19 protein-coding genes are annotated in these 23772 nt (G+C 70.0%); all 19 read left to right on the top strand.

What is annotated here, in order from left to right; genetic code table 11:
• Window positions 1-14 precede the first annotated feature (14 nt).
• The 19 genes from BLQ91_RS34810 to BLQ91_RS34720 all read left to right on the top strand — a co-directional run bounded on the left by BLQ91_RS34810 (window position 15) and on the right by BLQ91_RS34720 (window position 23769).
• Complete coding sequence (locus BLQ91_RS34810; protein ID WP_090103997.1) at window positions 15-1718, top strand: ThuA domain-containing protein; 1704 nt, start codon at window positions 15-17, stop codon at window positions 1716-1718.
• Between the two features lie 22 nt (window positions 1719-1740).
• Complete coding sequence (locus BLQ91_RS43120; RefSeq protein ID WP_090103995.1) at window positions 1741-3066, top strand: RICIN domain-containing protein; 1326 nt, start codon at window positions 1741-1743, stop codon at window positions 3064-3066.
• 182 nt (window positions 3067-3248) lie between these two features.
• A complete protein-coding gene (locus BLQ91_RS34800; protein WP_425412572.1) occupies window positions 3249-4688 on the top strand; it encodes an arabinofuranosidase catalytic domain-containing protein in 1440 nt (479 codons plus the stop codon).
• Window positions 4689-4763: 75 nt separating this feature from the next.
• Window positions 4764-5474 carry a glycoside hydrolase N-terminal domain-containing protein gene (locus tag BLQ91_RS34795; protein ID WP_090103991.1) on the top strand — a complete coding sequence of 237 codons (711 nt, stop codon included), beginning with the start codon at window positions 4764-4766 and terminating at the stop codon, window positions 5472-5474.
• A 90-nt stretch (window positions 5475-5564) separates the two neighbouring features.
• The gene (locus BLQ91_RS34790; RefSeq protein ID WP_090103989.1) at window positions 5565-6767 is read left to right on the top strand and encodes an ROK family protein; all 1203 of its coding nucleotides are present in this window, start codon (window positions 5565-5567) and stop codon (window positions 6765-6767) included.
• Window positions 6768-6857: 90 nt separating this feature from the next.
• Window positions 6858-7709 (top strand): sugar phosphate isomerase/epimerase family protein, encoded by an 852-nt coding sequence (locus BLQ91_RS34785; RefSeq protein ID WP_090103986.1) that lies wholly within the window; start codon window positions 6858-6860, stop codon window positions 7707-7709.
• Window positions 7710-7741: 32 nt separating this feature from the next.
• Window positions 7742-11236 (top strand): ThuA domain-containing protein, encoded by a 3495-nt coding sequence (locus BLQ91_RS34780; protein WP_090103984.1) that lies wholly within the window; start codon window positions 7742-7744, stop codon window positions 11234-11236.
• A gap of 69 nt (window positions 11237-11305) precedes the next feature.
• Window positions 11306-11992, top strand: a complete 687-nt coding sequence (locus tag BLQ91_RS34775) for a hypothetical protein (protein WP_143022969.1) — start codon at window positions 11306-11308, stop codon at window positions 11990-11992.
• A gap of 11 nt (window positions 11993-12003) precedes the next feature.
• On the top strand, window positions 12004-13008 hold the full coding sequence (locus tag BLQ91_RS34770) for a polyprenyl synthetase family protein (RefSeq protein WP_245734100.1): 1005 nt from the start codon (window positions 12004-12006) through the stop codon (window positions 13006-13008).
• Between the two features lie 314 nt (window positions 13009-13322).
• On the top strand, window positions 13323-14837 hold the full coding sequence (locus BLQ91_RS34765) for a sugar ABC transporter ATP-binding protein (RefSeq protein WP_090103978.1): 1515 nt from the start codon (window positions 13323-13325) through the stop codon (window positions 14835-14837).
• A gap of 38 nt (window positions 14838-14875) precedes the next feature.
• Entirely contained in the window at window positions 14876-15844 is a 969-nt protein-coding gene (locus BLQ91_RS34760) for an ABC transporter permease (RefSeq protein ID WP_342670684.1), read from the top strand.
• On the top strand, window positions 15841-16824 hold the full coding sequence (locus tag BLQ91_RS34755) for an ABC transporter permease (protein ID WP_090103976.1): 984 nt from the start codon (window positions 15841-15843) through the stop codon (window positions 16822-16824). Before BLQ91_RS34760 ends, BLQ91_RS34755 begins: the two co-directional genes overlap by 4 nt.
• Window positions 16825-16866: 42 nt before the next feature.
• On the top strand, window positions 16867-18054 hold the full coding sequence (locus tag BLQ91_RS34750) for a substrate-binding domain-containing protein (protein WP_090103975.1): 1188 nt from the start codon (window positions 16867-16869) through the stop codon (window positions 18052-18054).
• A gap of 8 nt (window positions 18055-18062) precedes the next feature.
• A complete protein-coding gene (locus BLQ91_RS34745) occupies window positions 18063-18842 on the top strand; it encodes an SCO3242 family prenyltransferase (protein WP_090104054.1) in 780 nt (259 codons plus the stop codon).
• Window positions 18839-20167, top strand: coding sequence for an EboA domain-containing protein (locus BLQ91_RS34740; protein WP_090103973.1), 1329 nt, complete (start codon window positions 18839-18841; stop codon window positions 20165-20167). Before BLQ91_RS34745 ends, BLQ91_RS34740 begins: the two co-directional genes overlap by 4 nt.
• The gene (locus tag BLQ91_RS34735) at window positions 20167-21021 is read left to right on the top strand and encodes a TatD family hydrolase (RefSeq protein ID WP_090103970.1); all 855 of its coding nucleotides are present in this window, start codon (window positions 20167-20169) and stop codon (window positions 21019-21021) included. Before BLQ91_RS34740 ends, BLQ91_RS34735 begins: the two co-directional genes overlap by 1 nt.
• On the top strand, window positions 21018-22109 hold the full coding sequence (gene eboE, locus BLQ91_RS34730) for a metabolite traffic protein EboE (protein WP_090103968.1): 1092 nt from the start codon (window positions 21018-21020) through the stop codon (window positions 22107-22109). The genes BLQ91_RS34735 and eboE overlap by 4 nt, the downstream gene beginning before the upstream one ends.
• Complete coding sequence (locus BLQ91_RS34725) at window positions 22106-23494, top strand: alkaline phosphatase family protein (protein WP_090103966.1); 1389 nt, start codon at window positions 22106-22108, stop codon at window positions 23492-23494. Before eboE ends, BLQ91_RS34725 begins: the two co-directional genes overlap by 4 nt.
• Entirely contained in the window at window positions 23491-23769 is a 279-nt protein-coding gene (locus BLQ91_RS34720) for a helix-turn-helix domain-containing protein (RefSeq protein WP_090103964.1), read from the top strand. The genes BLQ91_RS34725 and BLQ91_RS34720 overlap by 4 nt, the downstream gene beginning before the upstream one ends.
• The last annotated feature ends 3 nt before the right edge of the window (window positions 23770-23772 follow it).

Below are 23772 nucleotides of genomic sequence, written 5' to 3'. Positions count from 1 at the left end.
CCAAGGAGGATGAGATGACCTACCAGGCTTGGCGACGAGTGCTCGGCGTCGTCGCCGCGACACTCGTCGTGGGCGGGGTCGCTTCCGCACCACAGGCGGCGGCCGCGGACACACCGTACGACGTGCTGGTGTTCTCCAAGACCGCGGGTTTCCGGCACGACGCGATCCCCAACGGCATCCAGCTGGTCCGCGACCTGGGCGGTGCCAACAACTTCACGGTGAGCGCCACCGAGGACGCCGCGCAGTTCACGACCGCCAACCTCGCGCAGTACGAGGCCGTGGTGTTCCTCAACACCACGGGGGACGTCCTGAACGCCACCCAGCAGAGCGCTTTCGAGTCCTACATCCGCGGCGGCGGTGGTTACGTGGGTGTGCACTCGGCGGCCGACACCGAGTACGACTGGCCGTTCTACGGAGAACTGGTGGGTGCGTACTTCGCGTCGCACCCGGCCATCCAGCAGGCGACGATCCGGACGGAGAACCGTGCGCACGCCGCCACCGCGCACCTCTCCCCGGCCTGGGTGCGCACCGACGAGTGGTACAACTACCGCACCAACCCGCGCGGCGGCGCCCGTGTCCTGTCCACTTTGGACGAGACGACGTACTCCGGCGGGTCGATGGGCGCCGACCACCCGATCACGTGGTGCAAGCCCATGTCGAGCGGGCGCTCCTTCTACACCGGCACCGGGCACACGAGGGAGAGCTATGCCGATCCGGCGTTCCGCACGATGATCCTCGGCGGCATCCGGTACGCGGCGAACAGGACGAAGGCCGACTGCCGTGCCGAGACCGGCTACACCGCCCTCTACAACGGGTCCACGACCGGGTGGACGCAGGCGGGCCCCGGTGGTTTCACCAACAGCGACGCCACGCTCACCGCGTCCGGCGGCATGGGCATGCTGTGGTACAGCGCCAAGGAATTCCGGTCGTACTCGCTCAAGCTCGACTGGCGGATGCCGGGGGACGACAACTCCGGTGTGGTGCTCGGGTTCCCGGCGGGCAGCACCCCGGACTCGGCTCTCGCCAACGGGTACGAGGTCCAGATCGACGCGACGGACACCGCGGACAAGACGACAGGGGCGATCTACGGGGTCAAGGCCCCCGACACTGCCGCCAGGGACGCCGCGCTGAACCCGCCCGGTGAGTGGAACACCTACGAGCTGCTGGTCGAGGGCGAACGACTGCAGGTGTTCCTGAACGGCGTGAAGATCAACGACTTCACCAACACCGACCCGGCGAGGTCGCTCACCTCGGGGCACATCGCCCTGCAGAACCACGGTTCCGGTGACGACGTGTCGTTCCGCAACGTCCGGATCAAGGAACTCGGCGGCACGGTCCCGCGCACCGGGCGGATCACCGGCGGTTCCGGCAAGTGCGCGGACGTCGCCGGCGGCAGCACGGCGGACGGCACGAGGATTCAGCTGTGGACCTGCAACACCAACGCGGGTCAGCAGTGGACGGTCAGCGGGAACACGTTGCGCGCCCTCAACAAGTGCATGGGCGTCGCGGGCGGGAGCACGGCCAACGGCGCGCAGGTGCAGCTGGTGACGTGCAACGGCAGCGGATCGCAGAACTGGACGACCGGGGCGAACGGCTCACTGGTCAACCAGCAGGCGAACAGGTGCCTGGACGCCAACGGCGGCAGTTCGGCGGACGGCACGAGCCTGATCATCTGGACTTGTCACGGTGGCACCAACCAGCGCTGGACTCTGCCGTAGTGGCCTCGGGAAGGGATGAGTCATGAGATCCACAGGTGCCGCGGTGGCCGCGGTTCTCGCGGTCAGCGCACTCGTGGCGGTGGACCAGCCGTCGGCTTCGGCCGCCACGATCGACACCACCGCGTGGTACGTCCTCGTCGACCGCAACAGCGGCAAGGCGCTGGACGTCGATGGGATGTCGTCCGGCGACGGGGCGCGGATCATCCAGTGGACCCGCAACGACGGTGCCAACCAGCAGTGGCAGTTCATGGACTCCGGCGGCGGCTATTACCGGCTGAAGTCCAGGAGCTCCGGCAAGGTCCTCGACGTCTCCGGCGCGTCCACCGCGGACAACGCGGCGGTCGTGCAATGGAGCGAGAACAACGGGACGAACCAGCAGTTCCGCGCGGACGACGCGGACAGCGGCCACGTGCGGCTGATCGCCCGGCACAGCGCCAAGGCGCTGGACGTGCGGGGAGCCTCGACGGCGGACAACGCCGACATCGTCCAGAACACCGGCAACGGCGGTACCAGCCAGCAGTGGCAAATGGTCAAGCTGTCGGGAGGCGAACCCGGTCCCGGTGGCGGGTGCGGCAAGGCGCCGACGCTGCGCAACGGTACGCACACGATCCAAAGCGGGGGGAAGAGCCGCAGCTTCATCCTGAGGATTCCCGACAACTACAACAACAGCACCCGCTATCGGCTGATCTTCGGTCTGCACTGGCGCGGCGGTACGGCAGGCGATGTGGCGTCGGGTGGAAGCAGCGGTGCCACCTGGGCGTACTACGGGCAGCAGGAACAGTCGAACAACAGCGCGATCCTCGTGTCCCCGCAGGGCCTGGGCAACGGCTGGGGCAACTCCGGAGGTGAGGACGTCACGTTCGTCGACGACATGATCCGGCGCGTCGAAGGCGACCTGTGCGTCAACCCGGCGCAGCGTTTCGCCACGGGGTTCAGCTGGGGCGGTGGCATGAGCTACGCCCTCGCCTGCGCGCGGCCGAACGTCTTCCGCGCGGTCGCCGTCATCTCCGGCGGTGAGATCAGCGGGTGCAGCGGCGGGAGTCAGCCCGTCGCGTACTTCGGCATCCACGGCATCAGCGACAACGTGCTGGGAATCGGTTCGGGACGGTCGTTGCGCGACCGGTTCGTCCGCAACAACGGTTGTGCCGCCCAGAACCCGCGCGAGCCAGGACCGGGCAGCAGGACCCACATCACCACCACCTACTCGTGCCGGGCCGGGTTCCCGGTGCAGTGGGCCGCGTTCGACGGTGGCCACGCGCCCGCGCCAGTGGAGGGGTGCGGTTGTGACGACGGCGCCCGGACTTGGACCAAGGTCGAGATCTGGAGGTTCTTCTCACAGTTCCAGTGACACCGGCCGGTGCCGGTCACGCCGTGGTCCGGTCACGGTGTGACCGGACCCTGCGGTGGCTCGTCCGTCCCAGCGACAGACCTTCCAGGAGGTGTGCGATGCAGCCTTCGCCTGTCTCTTCGGCAAAGCGTGTGTGGCGTTCGAAACCAGCGGTTCGGATCCGGGTCACCGCGGCGCTGGTCGTGTTGTCCGCGGCCACCCTGACGTGGTCCACCCCGGCGGCACCCGCCGTAGCGGCCACCACGGGTCCGTGTGACATCTACGCCGCCGGTGGTACGCCCTGTATCGCGGCACACAGCACGACGCGGGCGCTTTACGGTTCGTACAACGGAAATCTCTACCAAGTCAGGCGCGCGTCGGACAACACCAGCAAGGACATCGGGCTGCTGGCCGTGGGAGGCAACACCAACGCGGCGACGCAGGACACGTTCTGCGCCGGCACCTCGTGCGTCATCACGGTGGTCTACGACCAGTCCGGGCGCGGGAACGACCTGTGGTACCAGGGGTCGAGCGTGGTGCCCGGCTCGCCGCAGAGCCGGCCCGCCAACGCGACCTCCGAGTCGCTGGTGATGGGTGCTGACAAGAGCAAGGCGTACTCGCTCTACATCAACCCCGGCAACAGCTACTGGCGGGACGGCAGCCGGACCGGCGTCCCGACCGGCGCCGCGCCGGAGGGCATGTACATGGTCACCAGCGGCACCCACGTCAACAGCGGCTGCTGCTTCGACTACGGCAACAGCGAGACGACCCGCAAAGCCGACGCGGCCGGTGCGATGGACGCGATCAACTTCAGCACGCAGTGCTGGTTCGGCGGGTGCGTCGGCCGTGGTCCGTGGGTCCAGGCGGATCTCGAATGGGGCCTGTTCCCCGGCGGGAGCCAGCAGTGGAACCCGAACCAGCGGGCTTTCACGGACAAGTTCGTCACGGCGATCCTGAAGAACAACGGGACCACGCGGTTCGCGCTCAAGGGCGGCAACGCCCAGGCGGGCGGTCTGACCACGTTGTACGACGGCTCGCTCCCGCCCGGCTACAGCCCGATGAAGAAGCAGGGCGCCATCATCCTGGGCAGCGGTGGTGACTGCTGCAAGCCCGACGGCGGTGCCAACCTCAGCGCGGGCACCTTCTACGAGGGCGCGATGGTCGCGGGCTACCCGTCCGACGCGACCGAGAACGCCGTGCAGGCCAACATCATCGCTGCTGGGTACGGCGGTGGTGGCGGAAGTCAGCCCGTGCCCGGCGGCGCTGTGCGTGCGATGGGCGCGGGCAAGTGCCTGGAGACGCCGAACGGCACCGCGGGCACGCAGACCCGGATCTGGGACTGCTCGGGCAGCGCGGGCCAGAAGTGGGCCCGGTCCGCGTCGGGTCAGCTGACCGTGTTCGACGGCACCGCCCAGCGGTGTCTCGACGCGTACGGCCAAGGGACCACCACGGGCACGAGGGTGGCGATCTGGACGTGCAACGGCCAGTCCAACCAGCAGTGGAACGTCAACGCCAACGGCACGATCACCGGCGCGCAGTCCGGTCTTTGCCTGGACGTGTCCGGCGCATCCACGGCCAACGGCGCGCTCGTCCAGCTGTGGACGTGCAACGGCCAGTCCAACCAGCAGTGGAGCTTGACCTGATCAGCGGTCGTGAGTGCTTTCCGCCGCAGCGGCGGAAAGCACTCAGGACCACCCCATCACTGACGAAGGAGTCGTGTGACGCGCACACCAGAGCCGAGGGTCCACGACACCAGCCCGGCCGCGCGCTGGACGGACGGCTTCCGCACCGCCAACGGTGAATGCGGTGCCGTGCTGTACGGCGAGCCCGCGATGGAGAAGGTGGTCTTCGAGGCCGGCCGGTTCTGCCGGCCCGCCTACGAGTTCCGGATCTCCAGTCCCGGTATGACCGCCGTCGGCGGCTACGGCCGGATCACCGACTCCCGCACCGGCGAGGTCACCTCGACCTGGACCGACGGGCACGGCACCTGGGTCCGCCGGGTCTTCGCGTCCAGAGCCGACCAGGTGATCGCCCATGAGCTGCTGCCGGCGCCCGGCCGGACGGTCAACACCACGCTGAGCGTCAACACCGCCCTCGACGGGCTGCTCGGCAGTACGCGCTGTACGACCAGAGCCACCGTCAGCAACGGCTCGGGCTACCTCAGCCTGCGGGGCGTCGGCCGGTCGGGTCGCGGTGTCGTCGGCTACGAGGGCGTCACCAGGGTGGTGGCGTTCGGTGGCAGCGTCCTCGCGAGCGGGGCCACCCTCGTCGTCACCGGGTCGGCCAGGCTGCTCCTGCTCACCAAACTCGACCGGTACGAGTCGTCCTCGACCGGCTGGATCTTCCCCGCCCTGCGCACGGCACTGGCCGGGCTCGAGAGCGACTACGCCACCCTGTTCGCGCGGCACACGGCCGCCATGCCGGGCTGACCTGGGCACCGGTATCGAGGGTTCGGGCAACGATCACACGCAAGCACGGCTTTCAGCCCGGCCCTTTCGTTGCAGTGTGACAATTGTCCGATGGAGAGCACCCATGGCATCGATTCCGGTTCGCCGAGCGCCGTGCTGCGCCTGCTGATGGACGGCAGGCCGCGCACCAGGGCGGAGATCGTGACCACGACCGGCCTCGCCCGCTCCACCGTGCGAGCGAGGCTGGACCTGCTCCTGGCCGCCGGCCTGATGACCGGAGGCGGCACGGAGGAGTTCACCGGCGGGCGTCCCGCGAGCCGGTTCGTGTTCAACCCCGGCGCGCAGCTCGTGCTGGCGGCCGAGGTGGGCGCGACCCACGCCACGGTCGCCGTGGCCGACCTCGGGTGCCGGTTGCTCGCCGTAGAACAGGTCGGTCTCGACATCGCGGATGGACCGGAGGCGGTCCTCGAGCTCCTGGTCACGACCTGGCGCGAGCTGCTGCGTGAGGTGGACACCGCGGAGATCGCCGGTGTGGGCATCGGCCTGCCGGGCCCGGTCGAGCACTCCACCGGCCGGCTGAACAGCCCGCCGATCATGCCGGGCTGGGACGGGTTCGACGTGCCGGCGGTCATCGCGGCGGAGTTCGGCGCACCGGTGCTGGTCGACAACGAGGTCAACCTGATGGCGCTGGGAGAGCACACCGCCTCGCACCCCGACGTGCGGCACATGATCGTGATCAAAGCGGCGACCGGCATCGGCGCGGGTCTGATCAGCAACGGCGTGCTGCACCGCGGCGCGGCGGGTGCGGCGGGGGACCTCGGGCACATCCGGGCGCCCGACGGTGGGGACGCGCTGTGCCGCTGCGGCAACACCGGGTGCCTGGAGGCGGTCGCCGGTGGACCGGCGCTCGCGGCGAAGCTGAGAGGACTGGGACTCCCCGCGCACTCGACGGCCGACGTGGTGCACCTGGTCCGGTCCGGCAACCTCGAGGCCAGCCGCGTGGTGCGGCAGGCGGGCAGGGACATCGGCGAGGTGCTCGCGGGCTGCGTGAGCATGTTCAACCCGTCACTCGTGGTCATCGGCGGGCTGGTGGCGGAGGCGGGGGAGATGCTGCTGGCGGGGGTGCGCGAGTCGATCTACCGGCGCTCCCTGCCGCTGGCCACGGAGAACCTGAGGATCGTCGCGTCGACGGCGGGTGCGACAGCCGGAGTGCTGGGCGCCGCGGCAATGGTCGTGCAGCACGTGCTGTCGCCGGAGGTGCTGGACGCACGGCTCGGCGCGGTCGTCTCCGCGACCTCCACTGGAGAGGTCTGACGGCTTTTGGCATGGAGAGCCATAATTTAGTCCGTTCGCGCACTACTTTTGCATTGACCCTGCCATATGGTCGGGCTTACGTTCAGCTGCATGTGGGACATCGGCGTCAACACATGGGTTTGGACGTCACCGCTCACCGATGACGGGTTGGCCGCGCTCGCGCCGAAGGTTCGCGAGTGGGGGTTCGACGTCATCGAACTGCCGGTGGAGCAGCCAGGCGACTGGGACCCGCGCCGCGCCGCCGACCTGCTGGCCGAGTTGAACCTCAGGGCCACCGTCTGTCTCGTCATGCCGCCGGGCCGTGAGCTGGTCGCGGCAGACACGGTCGCGGAGACCCAGGACTACCTGCGGCGGGTCGTGGACGTCGCGGCGATCGTCGGCAGCCCGGTCGCGGCGGGACCCGCGTACAGCTCGGTCGGCCGCACCTGGCGCATCGACGACCGGCCGCGGGTGTACCGCGAGCTGCGCGCGAACCTCCGCCCCGTCGTCGAGTACGCGGCGCAGCGCGGTGTCCGCATCGCCGTGGAGCCGCTGAACCGGTACGAGACGAGCCTGCTGAACACCGTGGACCAAGCGCTGGAGGCGTTGGACGGGCTGCCTGCGCAGGGGTGCGGGCTGGCGCTCGACACCTACCACCTCAACATCGAGGAAGCGCAGCCGGCGAAGGCGATTCTCGCCGCCGGCTCACACATCGCGCACGTTCAGGTGTGCGCGAACGACCGCGGTACACCGGGTCGCGATCACCAGGACTGGTCCGCCTTGCTGGGCGCCCTGGGCGATGCCGGCTACCGCGGTCCGTTGTGCATCGAGTCGTTCACGCCGGACAACGCCGCCATCGCGACCGCCGCCTCGATCTGGCGGCCGCTGGCCGACTCCCCGGACGCCCTCGCCGTCGAAGGCCTGGCCTTCCTGCACGCCGCCGCCGCCGCTCTCGCCCGTTAGACGACCGCGTCACCACCCCCGGAGGAGTGGCAATGCAACGCAGACTCAAGCGATTACTGGCGGTGTTGACCGGTGTCCTGGTGGTGATGGGACTCGTCACGCCGACCACCCCGGCACAGGCCCACGGCCTGCACGTCCTGCTGTTCACCAAGACCGCCGCAGGGGCGTACCGGCACGACTCCATCCCGGCGGGCATCACGATGATGGAGCAGCTGGCCGCCCAACGCGGCTGGGAGATGACCAAGACCGAGGACGCGTCGGTCTTCAACGACACCACCCTCGCCACGTTCAACGTGATCGTGATGCTGCAGACGTCGGGCATGGTGTGGGACACCGCCGCGCAGCGCACGGCCATGCAGAACTACGTGCGCAGGGGCGGGGGCGTGGTGGCGATCCACAACGCCACGGACATGAACATCGAGCAGCAGTTCCCGTGGTGGGACCAGATGCTCGGCATGACCATGACCCAGCACTCGTCGATCGTCTCCGGCACCGCCGAGGTCGCGGACCGCAAGCACCCGTCCGGGGCCGGTCTTCCCGACCGGTGGACGCGGACCGAGGAGTGGTACAACTTCAACCGCTCCGCGCGCGGTGACGTGCACGTGCTGGTCACGGCGGACGAGTCGACCTACGACGCGGGCCCGTCCAGGATGGGCTTCGACCACCCGATCTCGTGGTGCCGCAACTTCGAGGGTGGCCGGGTGTGGGCCACCGGCATGGGCCACAACGCCTCGAGCTACTCGGAACCCCTGTTCCGCCAGCACATCACCGGTGGTGTGGAGTCGGCGGGTGGCATCGTGGGCGCGGACTGCGGTCCCACGGTGTGGAGCAGCTTCCAGAAGGTGCAGCTCGACAACTCCACCATCGCGCCGAGCACGCTCGACGTCGCTCCCGACGGCCGGGTGTTCTTCAGCGAGTACAACGGCAACCTGAAGATCTACAAGCCGGACACCAGGACGACTGTCGTCGCGGGCACGCTCAGCGTCTACGGCCAGGGTCAGAACTCGGAGGACGGCCTGGTCGGCATGGCGCTCGACCCGGCGTTCGCCACCAACAGGTGGGTCTACCTGAACTACTCCCCGTCGGGGAGTCAGGAGATAGCCAGGATCTCCCGCTTCACCATGAACGGCGACAGGCTGGACATGGGCAGCGAGAAGATCCTGCTCACCTTGCCCGCGTCGCGGAAAGAGGAGCCGGGGCACACCGGTGGCCAGCTGAACTTCGGCCCGAACGGCAACCTCTACATCAGCGTCGGCGACGACACCAACCCCAACGGTGACTCGGGCGGCTACGCGCCGATCGACGAACGCCCCGGCCGTTCGCTGTACGACGCGCAGGGCACCGCGGCCAACACCAACGACCTGCGGGGCAAGATCCTGCGCATCCACCCCGAGGCGGACGGCACCTACACCGTGCCCTCGGGCAACATGTTCGCGCCCGGCACGGCGAAGACGCGGCCCGAGATCTACGCGATGGGCTTCCGCAACGTGTTCCGGTTCAGCGTGCACCCGGCCACCGGCGTGATCTACGCGGCCGACTACGGCCCGGACGCGGGCGGCGACAACGCGAACCGCGGTCCCGCGGGCTTGGTGGAGTGGAACGTGATCAAGTCGCCGGGCAACTACGGCTGGCCGTACTGCGTGGCGAACAACATCGCGTACAACGACTGGAACTTCGCCAACAACACGTCCGGACCGAAGTTCAACTGCGCTTCTCCGGTGAACAGCTCACCCAACAACACCGGTCTGACGACTCTGCCCGCGTCGCGGGCGGCGGACGTCTGGTACGGCAACGGCTCGAACGGCAACGCGTTCCCGGAGATGGGCTCGAGCAGCGGCGGCGAGGCGCCGATGGCGTTCCCCGCCTACCAGTACAACGCGAACAACCCGTCGCCGACGAAGTTCCCCGCCTACTTCGACCAGACGCCGTTCTTCGGCGAGTGGTCCCGCAACCGGATGTGGGAGTTCCGGCTGGACTCGTCCGGGAACCTGTTGAAAATCAACAACTTCCTGAACAACATGTCGTTCGCCTCCCCGATGGACGCGAAGTTCGGTCCTGACGGGTCGATGTACCTGCTGACCTGGGGTACGGGCTGGGACGACAACAGGCCGCTGCCCGGCTCCGGGTTGTGGCGCATCGACTACACGACCACGGGTGAACGTCTTCCCGTGGCGCAGGCCGCCGCCACTCCACCGACCGGTCCCGCGCCGCTGACGGTGCGCTTCTCCAGCGCCGGTTCCAGCGATCCCGGTGGTCTCCCGCTGACCTACCGGTGGACGTTCGGCGACGGCGGCACGTCCACGGAGCCGAACCCCACGCACACCTACACCGCCAGCGGCCGGTTCAACGCCCAGCTCACCGTCACCAACTCGGCGGGCAAGATCGGCAGCGCGAACGTGACGGTGAGCGTGGGCAACACGGAGCCGGTCGTGCGGTTCACCGGTCCGGCGGACGGTGGAATGATCAACTTCGGTGACCCGGTCCCGTACACGTTGTCCGTGACCGACCAGGAGGACGGCACGATCGACTGCGGCAAGGTGGCCGTCCAGTCGAACATGGGCCACGACACGCACAAGCATCCGATCGGCTCGCCGATGACCGGCTGTTCCGGGACGCTCCAGACCACGGTCGACTCCGGGCACCAAGGGCTCAACGTGCACGTCATCGGCTCTGCCGAGTACACCGACAACGGTGCGAACGGCGTGCCGCCCCTGACCGGCAGTGCTCAGGTCGTGCTGCAGCCCAAGCAGAAGCAGGCCGAGTTCTACAACGGTTCGTCCGGCGTGAACATCGTGTCGCAGGCCGGCGCCGAGTCGGGCGCCAGGGTCGGTGACATCAGCAACAACGACTGGATCTCCTTCAAACCGGTCAACTTCGCCGGGATCAACCAGGTGTCGTTCCGGGTGTCCTCGCCGTCGGGCGGCGGGGGGACGATCGAGCTGCGCGCCGGTTCACCGACGGGCACGCTCATCGCGTCGTCGCCGGTCAGCAGCACCGGTGGCTCGGACACCTACGCCAGCACGCCCGCGGTGAACGTGACCGCGCCTGCCGGCACCGTCGAGCTGTTCGCGGTGTTCAAGACGTCGTCGTCGACCAGCTTCGACCTCGACTCGATCACCTACGTCGGACCGGGCGCGGGCCAGCCCGGTGGTGGCACCGCGAAGGAGATCGTCGGCGCCAGTGGCAAGTGCGTCGACGTCAACGGCGCCAGCTCGACCGACGGTGCGAAGGTGCAGCTCTGGACCTGCAACAGCGGCGCCAACCAGAAGTGGACGCAGAACGGCACCACGCTGCGGTCTCTCGACAAGTGCATGGAGGTCAGCGGCAACAGCCAGACCGACGGCGCGATCGTCCGGTTGTGGTCGTGCAACGGCTCGTCCGGGCAGAACTGGACCGCGCAGGCCGACGGCTCGATTCGCAACGGAACGAAGTGCCTGGACGCCAACGGCGCCGGCACGGCGGACGGAACCCAGCTCATCATCTGGTCCTGCCACGGCGGGACCAACCAGAGGTGGACCTTCCGGTAGTCGAGGAACCGGTCAGCGGTCCTTCGAGGCCGCTGACCGGATTCCCCGCGCCGACGTCGAGGAGGAACCATGAGCAGGACCGTTTCGTCGCGCGCGACCAAGACCGCCGCCTGGGCCACTCCGCCGCCCAGGCCGAAAGGGCGGGTGTGGGCCGGTTTCCTCACCGCTTTCCTGCTCGGCCTGGCGGTCGCCTTCCTGATCACCTCGGGGACCGGGCCGGACGCGACCCAGCGGCGGATCGCAGAACTGGAAAGGGAGGACGCCGCACGCGACGCCGCGCAACTCGGACCGCTGACCGACCAGGCCAAGGACACCAGGGACCGGCTGGCGCCGGTGCTCGCGGCCATGGCGCAGGCGGCTCCGGTCGACGGGTCGGCCCCTCACGCCCCGCTCACCGCGGACGTCGTGAACGGGTGGAAGGACGTCCTCTCGGTGGCCGAGAAGTCGTACGAGCAGGCGCCTTCGGCCGGCAACGGGATCAACGTGGCGCGCGCCGGTCTGCGCACGGCCGTGCAACAGCTCGCCGCGGCGGTCAGGGGGTTCGAGACGGCACTCGGCGTGGCCGAGCCGGTCAGGAGCACCCTCGTGGCACTGGCGGGCGAGCAGCGCACGCTGGCGCTGCGCACGTGGTCGGTGGCCGCCGTCCAGCTCGACGTGATCAACATCGACGCGGGGAGGGGACACGTGCACGTCCAGCTCTCCACCGGCGCCGACACGGGCGGGATCGCTCCTGACGGTGCGCCGGAGGGACGGTGATGGTGGGTCACGTGGTGCTGCCGACGTCCGGCCCCGTCCGCCTCCTGGTAGACGCGCGTACGCTGATCGAGCCCGTGCACCGCGCCGCCGTCGACGAGCTCGGCCCGGCGCTGCGTCGTGTCGCCGGCTACCACATCGGGTGGTGGGATGCGGACGGCAGACCTTCACCGCCGGGCGGCAAGGCGCTCCGGCCCGCTCTCACCCTCGCCTGTGCCCGCGCGTTCGCCCACGGGCCTCCGGCACCGGACGTGATCGCGGCCGCGACAGCGGTGGAGCTGATCCACGACTTCTCGCTCCTGCACGACGACGTCATGGACGGCGACGAAACGCGGCGGCACCGTCCCTCGGGCTGGGCGGTGTTCGGGACTGCAGCGGCGATCCTCACCGGGGACGTCCTGGTGGGGCTCGCGCTGCGCCTGGTGCCGCCGTCCTTGACCGGTGTGCTCGCCGACGTGCTGGTCGATCTGTGCGAAGGGCAGTCGGCCGACGTGGCGGCCGAGACCGCGGCGTCGGCCGACGTCGAGCAGTGCCTCACCACCGCGGCGAGGAAGACCGGTGCCCTGCTGGGGGCGGCCTGCCGCCTCGGTGCGCTCGCGGCCGGAGCCGGCCCTGACGCCGCTGACCACTGCCGGTGGTTCGGGGTGCACCTCGGCGTCGCCTTCCAGTTGGTCGACGACATCCTCGGCATCTGGGGGGACCCGGCGAGGACCGGCAAGCCGGCCCACTCCGACATCAGGGCACGACGGAGAACCCTGCCCATCGTGGCGGCACTCGCCTCGGACACGCCGGCGGGGCGCCGGCTCGGACGGATCTACCTCTCCGACCGCGGCGCGGACGAACCCGCCCAGCGCATCGCCGAGCTCGCCGCGGAAGCGGGCGGCCGGGCGTGGGCCGAAGCCGAGGCGGACCGCCGCGTGCGGCTGGCGTTCGGCTGCCTGGACCGGGCGGACCCGCGTCCGGCCGCAGCCCTGGATCTGCGCGGTCTGGCCCGGCTGGTCACGAGCAGGGACCGCTGAATCTCGTCGTCCACCAGCCGCGGTCGGCGAGGAACCCGCGTCCTGCGGCGCGTCCAGCCTGGTTCGGACCACGGCACGCGTCAGGCCTGTCTGGCTCGCCAGTTCGGCACGTGTACACGGCACGCCGTCGAGCAACAGCCGCAGGCGGCTGCCTGGAGAAGCCGCAGGAGCCCGAGGTACGTCCCGGCACGGCGCTCAGCCAAGCAGGGAACACCGAGTAATGGTGATGCTCATCCGTAAGACAGGGGACTCTTTGGCGAAGGAGGGGCAACTTTTGATTGACACTCGCCATTAGTCGGCCCTACGTTCGCATCATGTCTGTGACCCACGTAACACAAGGGGTGGAACACCCCGTGGCCGTCGTGCGACTGGAGGGCATCGAGAAGAGCTTCTTCGGCGTACAGGTGCTGCGCGGCGTCAATCTCTCGTTGCGCGCGGGAGAGGTGCATGCGCTGGTGGGGGAGAACGGTGCGGGCAAGTCGACGCTGCTGAAGGTGCTGGCCGGCGTCCACCGGCCGGACTCGGGCCGGATCGTGGTGCGGGACGAGGAGGTCTCGTTCGCCGCGCCGCGCGACGCGCAGGCGGCGGGCATCGCGATCATCCACCAGGAGTTCACCCTGCTCGAGCACCGCACGGTGGCCGAGAACGTCTTCCTGGGCCGGGAACCGGTGCGGCGCGGTCAGGTGGACCGGCGCGCGCTGGAGACGGAGACCCGGCGGCTGCTCGACTGGCTCGGCGAGGACGGCATCGAGCCCGGCACCGAGGTGGCCCGGTTGTCCGTGGCCCGCAAGCAGGTGGTGGAGATCGTCAAGGCGCTGTCGGCGGACGCCAGGGTCCTCGCGATGGACGAGCCCACCGCGGCGTTGGCGGACAACGAGGTCGAGCTGCTGTACGGCTTGGTGCGCAGACTTCGGGATCGTGGTATCGCGATCCTCTACGTGTCGCACCGGATGCGTGAAGTGTTCGACCTCAGCTCACGGATCACGGTGTTGAAGGACGGTGCGTTGGTCACCTGTGCGCCGACCGCCGATCTGGACGCCGATCAGGTCGTGCGGCACATGGTCGGTCGTCCGCTGGAGGCGCTGTACCCCGAACGCGCGAGCCGCCCCGGTGCGGTGCGGATCGCGTTGCGGGGAGCGGGGAACGAGCGGGTGCGGAACCTGACGTTCGACGTGCGGGCGGGGGAGGTCGTGGGCCTCGCGGGGTTGCAGGGCTCTGGTCGTTCCGCGATCGCGCGGGCGATCTGGGGCGTCGAGCCGTTCACCACCGGCACCGTGGAGCTCGACGGCGTGCCGACCCGCGTCACCGGTCCGCGCACAGCCGTCCGCAAGGGCATCGGATACGTCACCGAGGACCGCAAGGGCGAGGGCCTCGCGCTGCGGCAGTCGGTGCGGGACAACACCTTGCTGGTCCGCCGTGCGGCGTGCCGCGGTGCGGTGGCTCGTCAGACCGCGGATCTGACGCGACTGCTCGGTGAGGTGGGTGTCATCGCGCGCGGGCCGCATCAGGAAGTGCGCTACCTCTCCGGCGGCAACCAGCAGAAAGTGGTGCTGGGCAAATGGCTTGCCGTCCGTCCGCGCGTGCTGATCGTGGACGAGCCGACCCGCGGGGTCGACGTGGGCGCGAAACAGGCCCTGTACCGGTTGCTGCGCGACCTGGCGGACGACGGGATGGCGATCCTCATGGTCTCCTCGGAGTTGCCGGAGCTGATCGGCATGAGCGACCGGATCCTCGTCATGCACGAAGGCGCTCTGGCCGGTGAACTGCCCGCCGGTGCTGACGAGGAAGCTGTGATGGGACTGGCCACCGGGCACGGGGCAGTGGCGTGAGCGCCGTGAGCGAGCGGGTCCGTCGGCGCGGCGAGGCGCTGGTGCGGACGAGGACGTCCGTGATCACCCCGGTCCTGGTCGTGTACCTCGCGCTGGCCGTGCTGCTGGTGGCCGGCAGTGTGCTGGTGGGTGTCCAGGGAGGTGTGCTTCTCGACCACGGCGGCATTCTCAACATCCTGACGCGCGGCACGGTGCTCGGACTGGTCGCGATCGGGCAGACCCTGGTGATCGTCACCGGTTCTCTCGACCTGTCGGTGGCCTACCTGATCGGCCTGTGCTCCCTGGTGGCCTCCGAGACGATGGCGGGCAGCCCAGGGATGATCGTGCCGGGTGTGCTGGCGGCGCTGGGGGTCGCGGCGGTGGTCGGGCTGGTCAACGGACTGGTCATCACCGTGCTGAAGGCCAACGCGTTCATCGCCACGCTGGGCGTCGCGCTGGTGCTGCGCGGCTACCTGGAGCACAACTACACCGGTCCGGCGGGCAGCGTGCCGCGCGCGTTCCAGCACATCGGCTACGACCGGATCGGGCCGGTTCCGGTGGCGGCGCTGCTGATGTTGCTGCTCGCGGCGGCGGCGTGGTGGTACCTGCGGCGCACCCGCACCGGATACCACATGTACGCGGTCGGCGGGGATGTCGAGGTGGCCCGGCTGTCCGGCGTGCGCACCGGGCGGACGATCGTCACCGCGCACGTGCTGTGCGCGGTCATGGCCGGCCTCGCCGGGGTGTTCCTGGCCGGACGGCTGGGTTCGGGCGCTCCGTACGTCGGTGCCGACGCCGGGTACGACCTGGAGTCGATCGCCGCCGTCGTGCTCGGCGGCACGGCCCTCGCGGGTGGCCGCGGTGGTGTGGCCGGCACCATCGGCGGTGTGCTGATCCTGTCCACATTGGACACGATTTTCGACGACCTCGGGCTGGAGTCCTTCTTCAAGGACGTCGTGCGCGGCGTCGTGCTCATCGCGGCGGTGGCGCTGTACGCCCGCAGCAGGACTGCCGGGCGGTCGGCATGAGGGCGCGGCCACGTCTGGCCGACGGCACCGGGCCAGTGCTGGTCGTGTTGCTGGTGCTGTTGGTGGCGCTGGCGTTCGCCGGTCCCGCGTATGCCGAGCCCAGCGGCTATCTCGCGCTGCTCAAACGTGCGGCGCCGCTCGTGGTGCTGGCCGTCGGGCAGTACTTCGTGATCGCGTCCGGTGGTTTCGACCTCTCCGTCGGCTCGCTGGTCACGGCCGAGGTGGTCGTCGCCGCCCGACTGGTCGACGGTGACGACGCGAACACCTGGTGGGTGATCGCGTCGCTGCTGGGCTGCGGACTCCTCGTGGGTCTGGTCAACGGGCTGATCACGACGAAACTGCTGGTGCCGTCGTTCATCGTGACCCTGGGGATGCTGCTCGTGCTCGACGGCGCGGTGTTCCTGTGGTCGGGCGGAGCACCGCGCGGCGCCCTGTCCCCGTCGTTCCGCGTGCTCGGCCGGGGCAGTGCCGACGTTGGGGTCCTCGGCCAGGTGCCGTGGTCGGTGGTCGTGCTGCTGGTGGTGGTCGTCGCGGCGGCGTGGTTCATGCGCAGCGGAACCGGACGCATGCTGCTCGCGGTGGGGGACAACGAGAACGTGGTCCGGCTCGCGGGCGGCCGAGTGGATCGGCTGCGTCTGCTCGCGTTCGTGCTGTCGGCGCTGCTCGCGTCGGTCGCCGCGATCCTGCTCGCCGGGTTCGCGGGGGTGTCGGCGCAGGTCGGTGAAGGCCTGGAGTTCCGAGCCATCACCGCGGTGGTCCTCGGCGGTGTCCTGCTCGGCGGTGGCCGCGGTTCGGTGGTCGCCGCAGCCGCGGGCGCGCTGTCGCTCGAAGCGCTTTTCTCCCTGTTGAACCTGCTGGGTGTCTCGGGCGCGCTCGAGTCCGCCGTGCAGGGCGTGATCATCATCGCGGCCGTGGCCTATGCCGCTCACGGAGCCGGTCTTCGGCGGATGCTGCGCCGGCCCGTTCCCCACCCCGCCTGAACCCTGCCCGCACCCCCGTCGACGAAGCCGAGGAGCAAGCTCATGAACAGGAAATGGTCCGCCGCGGCCTTGGCGGGCGCTCTCACGCTGGCCGGCTGTTCCAGCGACCTTCCCTCCGCCCCGGCCCCAGGCGGCACGTCGGAGTCCGCCAAGACGAAGTCGGAGTTCTTCGACGAGACCGAGTTCGAGCGCCAGCGGCGGTTCCGCGTCGCGAAGGCGGTCGGGCTGGACTCGCAGGACGGTGCCGCGAAGCCCTGGGAGCAGGCGCTCGAACCGCAACTGGTCGACACGGCCAAGTACGCCAAGCCGGGCGGCGGGTACCACCTCTGCTTCTCCAACGCCTCGGTGGACAACCCGTGGCGGCAGGTGGGGTTCAAGACCATGAAGGAGGAGGTGAAGCTGCACCCGGAGATCACCAACTTCACCGTGCTGGACGCGGAGGCCAAGGACGACAAGCAGATCAGCGACATCCAGTCGCTGGCGTCGCAGGGGTGCAGCGCGCTGATCGTCTCGCCGAACACGACCGCCACGCTCACCCCGGCCGTGGAGGCCGCCTGCGCGACGGGCGTGCCCGTGATCGTCTTCGACCGCGGCGTCAAGACCAGCTGCCCGGTGACGTTCATCCACCCGATCGGCGGGTTCGCGTTCGGCGCGGACGGGGCCGAGTTCCTCGAGGACGAGGTGAAGCCGGGTGGCAAGGTCCTCGCCTTGCGCATCCTGCCCGGGGTCGACGTCCTGGAACAGCGCTGGGCGGCGGCGAACGAGATCTTCTCCGGCAGCCAGGTGAAGGTCGTGGGGGTCGAGTTCACCAACGGCGACGCGGCCAAGACCAAGAGCATCGTCAACGAGTACATCCAGCGCGAAGGCAAGATCGACGGTGTCTGGATGGACGCGGGCGCCACCGCGGTCGCGGCCGTGGAGGCGTTTCAGGACGCCGGCGCGGCGATCCCGCCGTTCGTCGGTGAGGACCAGCAGGACTTCCTGCGGATGTGGGCCGACGAGAAGATGACCGCGATCGCCCCGACCTATCCGACCTACCAGTGGCGCACCCCGATCATCGCCGCCCTGCGCGTCCTCGGCGGCAAGCAGGTACCGCGGGAGTGGGTGCTGCCGCAGCCGAAGGTCACCCAGGACACCCTCGGGGACTTCATCAAACAGGACATGCCGCCGCTGCACTACGCCATGTGCGGCTGCGAGGCCATGCCCGGCTACCCGGCGCCCTGGAAGTAGCCGTGATGATCAAGGCATACGTGGACCTGGTGCGGGCACCGGCGGCACTCACGGTGCTGGGTGACACGCTGGTCGGCGCGGGGAAACCGCTGCGGGGCAGGGGCTTGTTGCTTCCGCTGGCGTCCGCGTCGTTGTACTGGGCGGGAATGGCGCTCAACGACTGGGCCGACCGCGACCTGGACGCGACCGAACGGCCGGAACGACCGATCCCGTCCGGCCGGATCAGCCCGGACGCCGCCCTGGCCGCCGCGGCCGGACTCACCGCGCTCGGCGTCGGTCTCGCCGCGGCGGCCGGCCGCAACGCGCTGCCGCTCGCCGCGGCGGTGTGGGCCTACGACACCGTGCTGAAGGCCACGCCCGCCGGGCCGTTCGCCATGGCCGCCTGCCGGGCGTTCGACGTCCTGCTGGGTGGCCGGGCCGTCCTGCCCGCCGGACTGATGGCCGCGCACACCCTCGGCGTGACCGTGTTGTCACGAGGCGAGGTGCACGGCACCTCACCTGGCACGGCGAAAGCAGTGCTGGCGGGCACGGTGCTGACGGCGGTCGCGGCGGGTGCCTCCACCCGGCGGTTCACCGGGATCGCGGCGGCGCTGGGCTACGCGGTCACGGTGGGGCGTGCGCAGTGGCAGGTGGTCCGGCAGCCGTCGGCCGAGTCCGTCCGCGCCGCGACGAAGGAGGGCGTCCACGGCATGGTGTTGCTGCAGTCCGCACTGGCCGAGCACGGTGCCGCGCTGCCTCTGGTACTGCCGCTCGCTCAGGCGCTGAGCAGGAAGGTGAGTCCCACATGACGTTCCACCTCGGCTACGGCACCAACGGGTTCGCCAACCACCGGCTCGACGACGCGCTCGCCGTGATCGCCGATCTCGGCTACACGGCGGTGGCGCTCACCCTCGACCACCACCACCTGGACCCATTCGCCGACGACGTCGTCAAACAGACCGAACGGGTTGCCGCGCGCCTGCAGGAACTGGGACTGCGCGTCGTCGTGGAGACCGGCGCGCGGTACCTGCTCGACCCGTGCCGCAAGCACCACCCGACGCTGGTGAGCGAGGGCCAGGCGGTACGGGTCGATTTCCTGGTGCGTGCCAAGCAGATCGCGCTGGATCTCGGCGCGGACTGCGTGTCGTTCTGGTCGGGTGTGGGATCCGCGGACGCCTGGGACCACCTGAAGTCGGGCGTCGCCGCGGTGCTGGAGAGCGGGCCATCCGTCCCAATAGGACTGGAGCCGGAGCCGGGAATGGTCGTGGAACGGCTGGACCAGGCACTGCGGCTGCGGACCGAGCTCGGGAACCCGGACCTGCTGCGGATCACCCTCGACGTCGGGCACTGCGTCGCGGTCGAGCCGCAGGACGCGGCGGCGTGCATCAGGCAAGCCGGCGAGCTGCTCGTCAACGTGCAACTCGACGACATGCTGCCGGATGTGCACGAGCACCTGGAGTTCGGTGAGGGACAGCTGGACCTGCCCGCCACACTCGCCGCACTGACCGGCATCGGCTACACCGGCGTCGCCGCGGTCGAGCTGCCCCGGCACAGCCACGCCGCACCGGACGTGGCGGCGCGGGCGCTGCGAGCGCTGCGCGCGGCGGAGTGGCTGGCCGACGCGGAACGGGCGGTCCGCGCCGATCCCGGCGTGATCGACACCCTCTTCCCCGCGGCGGGAAGGGCGGTCGGAGCGGGACAGGACGCCGCTCGGGTTCGCCTGCTCACCGCATTCGCCGACGTGTCCGACGATCCGGTCGACGGCTTCACGAGGCTCTACCGGTACGGCACGTCCGCGGAACGGCGAGGTGTCCTGCGCGGGCTGGCCGAGATGGGGGACCGTGCTCCGGCCGCCGGGATCGCGTTGGTCGAGGACGCCCTGCGCAGCAACGAGACCGGCTTGGTCGCGGCGGCACTCGGCCCGTTCGCCACCAGGCACCTCGGCCGGCACGCGTGGCGGCACGGCGTGCTCAAGTGCCTGTTCATGGGCATTCCACTGGCCGTGGTCGACGGTCTCGACCGGCACTCCGACGCGGAGCTGCTGCGCATGGTGGCCGCGTTCGCCGACGAACGCCGCGCGGCCGGCCGTCCCGTGCCCGCCGACGCTCTCGCCCTGCTCGGAAAGGCATCGTGATGCGCATCTTCGACCCGCACATCCACATGACGTCTCGCACCACCGACGACTACGAGGCCATGCGCGACGCCGGCGTGCGAGCGCTGGTCGAGCCCGCGTTCTGGCTCGGCCAGCCCCGGACGAACGTCGGCTCGTTCGTCGACTACTTCGACAGCCTGCTCGGGTGGGAGCGGTTCCGCGCCGCCCAGTTCGGCATCGCACACCACTGCGCGCTCGCCCTGAACCCCAAGGAGGCCAACGACCCCCGGTGCGCCGAGGTGCTGGACGTGCTGCCGCGCTACCTGGCCAAGGACGGTGTGGTCGCGGTCGGCGAGGTCGGGTACGACTCGATGACGCCGGAGGAGGACGACGCGTTCGCGCGCCAACTGGAACTGGCGCTGAGGTACGACCTGCCGGTCCTCGTGCACACACCGCACCGGGACAAGCAGGAGGGCACGAAGCGAACGCTGGACGTGGTCCGCGAGTCGGGCCTGGCGCCGCACCGCGTCCTGGTCGACCACCTCAACGAGACCACCGTCGCGATGGTGGCGGACGCGGGCTGCTGGATGGGGTTCTCCGTCTACCCGGACACCAAGATGGACGAGGCGCGGATGGTGGCGCTGCTCGCCGAGTACGGCACCGAGCGGATGCTGGTCAACTCCGCTGCCGACTGGGGCCGGTCCGATCCGCTGAAGACCCGCAAGACCGGGTTGGCGATGCTGGACGCCGGGTTCGCCGAGTCCGAAGTGGACTCGGTGTTGTGGCGCAACCCGGTCGAGTTCTACGGCCAGAGCGGCAGGCTGGCGCTCGAACCGGTGGCGGCGGGCGCGGTCGACGTGGCCACCGGTAGCTCGGTGCTGCGGGGTGAACGGTGATCGCCTACTGCACCAACGTCCACCCTGCTCCCGACCTCGCGGGCATCCTGGCCCAGCTCGACCGGCACGCGGTCCGGGTGAGGGAGGCGCTGGAGGCGGACACGCTCGCACTGGGACTGTGGCTGCCCGCGCCGGTCGCACGAGGACTCGCGCAGGACGGCACCGCACGGCAGCACTTCCGCGCCGAACTCGCGAGCAGAGGGCTGACGGTCTCGACGCTCAACGCGTTCCCGTACGGCGACTTCCACGACGAGGTGGTCAAACACGCGGTGTACTTACCGACGTGGACCGATCCGCGCCGCCTGCGGTACACGGTGGACTGTGCGGCCGTGCTGGCCGACCTGCTGCCCGATTCCGCGTCGTACGGCAGCATCTCGACCCTGCCGCTGGCCTGGCGGGAGCCGTGGACGGGCCGCGACGACGACCGTGCCGCTGGGGCTCTCGCCGAACTCACCCTGTCCTTGCGCGCCGAGACCCACCGGCACGGCAGGCCGATCAGGCTGGCCGTCGAGCCGGAACCGGGCTGTGTGCTGGACACCGTCGCCGACGCGGTCGGCTGGCTGGCCGGCCGGGTCGATCCCGGCCACGTCGGGATCTGCCTGGACACCTGTCACCTCGCGGTGTCGTTCGCCGATCCGGCCGAGGCGGTCGCGTCGATCCGCGCAGCGGGGCTGGACGTGGTCAAGGTGCAGGCGTCGGCGGCACTGGAGGTGGCGGAGCCCGGTACCGCGGCGGGCAGGAGGGCGGTCGCCGCGTACAGCGAACCCCGCTACCTGCACCAGGTCCGGGAGAACACCCCCGGCGGTGTCCTGGCGGCGGACGACCTGCCGGAGGCGTTCGAGACCCTGCCCGCCGAGCACCCGTGGCGCGTGCACTTCCACGTGCCGCTGCACGCTGTTCCGCCCGCACCGCTCACGTCGACCACCGACGTGCTCGTGGCCGCGGTGGCGGCGGTGGACCCCGGCACCCACGTCGAAGTGGAGACCTACACCTGGACCGTGCTGCCTGGTGCGGGTGATCTCGCCGACGGCATCGCGGCGGAACTGCGCTGGGCGACGCGGCACCTGCGGGCGGGGGTGGCGGTGTGAAACCGCTGGTGGTCCTCAACGTCGTCGGCATGACCCCCGCGCTCCTCGAACACATGCCCAATCTGTCCCGGCTGGGCTGGCAGGCGGAACTGGGCACGGTGCTGCCCGCCGTGACGTGCAGCGCGCAGGCCACGCTGCTCACCGGCCTCACCCCGGCACAGCACGGGATCGTCGGCAACGGCTGGTACTTCCGCGACCTGGGCGAGATCCACCTGTGGCGTCAGCACAACCGCCTCGTCGGCGGGGAGAAGCTCTGGGAGACCGCGCGCCGCGCCCATCCGGGCTACACCGCCGCCAACATCTGCTGGTGGTACGCGATGGGGGCCTCGACCGACATCACCGTGACCCCTCGGCCGATCTACCACGCGGACGGGCGCAAGTCCCCGGACTGCTACGTCCGCCCACCCGGCCTGCACGACGAACTCACCGGAGCCCTGGGCGAGTTCCCGCTCTTCCAGTACTGGGGGCCCACAGCGGCACTGGCGTCGAGCGAGTGGATCATCGGCGCCGCGCGGAAGGTCCTCGTCGAAAAGCGGCCCGACCTGTTGCTGGTCTACGTGCCACATCTGGACTACGACCTGCAGCGGTTCGGACCGTCCTCACCGCAGGCGGTCAAGGCGGCGGCAGACGTGGACCGGGCGCTGGCGCCTCTGCTGGCCGACGCGTCGGACGCCACCATCGTGGCGTTGTCGGAGTACGGCATCACCGACGCACGCCGCCCAGTCGACATCAACCGGGCGTTGCGAGCCGCAGGCCTGCTCGAGGTCTACGCACAGGCGGGCATGGAGTACCTGGATCCGTGGACGTCACGGGCCTTCGCGGTGGCCGACCACCAGATCGCGCACGTGTACGTCGCCGATCCCGCCGACCTCCCGAGGACGAGGGCGGTCCTCGCGGACCTTCCCGGTGTCGACGTGCTGTACGACCGGGACGCGCAGGCGTCCGTCGGGCTGGACCACGAGCGGTCCGGTGAACTGGTGGCGGTGGCCGAACCGGACGCCTGGTTCACCTACTACTACTGGACCGACGACCACCGCGCACCGGACTTCGCCCGTGGTGTGGACATCCACCGCAAACCCGGCTACGACCCCGCGGAACTGTTCTTCGACCCGGCCGATCCGCTCGTCAAGGCCAGAGCCGGGGTGAACCTGGCCCGCAAGAAGCTGGGGCTGAGATACACGATGAACGTCGTGCCGCTGAACCCTTCGTGCGTACGGGGCACACACGGCAGGCTGCCCGACCGGGCGGCGGACGGGCCGGTGCTCTTGTGCTCGGATCCGGTGGTACCGCGGTCGGTCGAGCACACCGGCAGGATCACCGCGACCGAGGTCCACACCCTCCTGCTCGAGCTGCAGGGGATTCCAGCGGAGGACCTCAGCCGATGATCAACTCCCCGACCGAGGCACACCCGAATCGCGACTACTCCGTGATGGTGGCCAAGGAGCCCACGGCGGCGACCCAGCGCCTGCTGAGGCTCATGGGAACGGGTGCGGCCGACCCCGCGATCGCCCGCGAACTCGGTGTCAGTCTGCGCACCCTGTACCGGCGCATCGCCCGCCTGCAGTCGTTGCTCGGCGTGCAGTCGCGGTTCCAGCTCGGCGTGCTCGCCGCCGAGCTGGGGTGGCTCCACCCGGTTGAACGAGACGCCAGTCCTGAGTAGGCG

The organism is Lentzea jiangxiensis (genome assembly GCF_900104175.1).
Lineage (GTDB): Bacteria > Actinomycetota > Actinomycetes > Mycobacteriales > Pseudonocardiaceae > Lentzea > Lentzea jiangxiensis.
Note: the sequence above shows the minus strand (reverse complement) of the source record. Positions and strands in the feature narration are given on the sequence as shown.

Coding starts and splice junctions, on each gene's coding strand:
- BLQ91_RS34810 (WP_090103997.1), top strand. CDS start 15: ATGACCTACCAGGCTTGGCGACGAGTGCTCGGCGTCGTCGCCGCGACA.
- BLQ91_RS43120 (WP_090103995.1), top strand. CDS start 1,741: ATGAGATCCACAGGTGCCGCGGTGGCCGCGGTTCTCGCGGTCAGCGCA.
- BLQ91_RS34790 (WP_090103989.1), top strand. CDS start 5,565: ATGGAGAGCACCCATGGCATCGATTCCGGTTCGCCGAGCGCCGTGCTG.
- BLQ91_RS34785 (WP_090103986.1), top strand. CDS start 6,858: ATGTGGGACATCGGCGTCAACACATGGGTTTGGACGTCACCGCTCACC.
- BLQ91_RS34780 (WP_090103984.1), top strand. CDS start 7,742: ATGCAACGCAGACTCAAGCGATTACTGGCGGTGTTGACCGGTGTCCTG.
- BLQ91_RS34775 (WP_143022969.1), top strand. CDS start 11,306: ATGAGCAGGACCGTTTCGTCGCGCGCGACCAAGACCGCCGCCTGGGCC.
- BLQ91_RS34765 (WP_090103978.1), top strand. CDS start 13,323: ATGTCTGTGACCCACGTAACACAAGGGGTGGAACACCCCGTGGCCGTC.
- BLQ91_RS34755 (WP_090103976.1), top strand. CDS start 15,841: ATGAGGGCGCGGCCACGTCTGGCCGACGGCACCGGGCCAGTGCTGGTC.
- BLQ91_RS34750 (WP_090103975.1), top strand. CDS start 16,867: ATGAACAGGAAATGGTCCGCCGCGGCCTTGGCGGGCGCTCTCACGCTG.
- BLQ91_RS34740 (WP_090103973.1), top strand. CDS start 18,839: ATGACGTTCCACCTCGGCTACGGCACCAACGGGTTCGCCAACCACCGG.
- BLQ91_RS34735 (WP_090103970.1), top strand. CDS start 20,167: ATGCGCATCTTCGACCCGCACATCCACATGACGTCTCGCACCACCGAC.
- BLQ91_RS34720 (WP_090103964.1), top strand. CDS start 23,491: ATGATCAACTCCCCGACCGAGGCACACCCGAATCGCGACTACTCCGTG.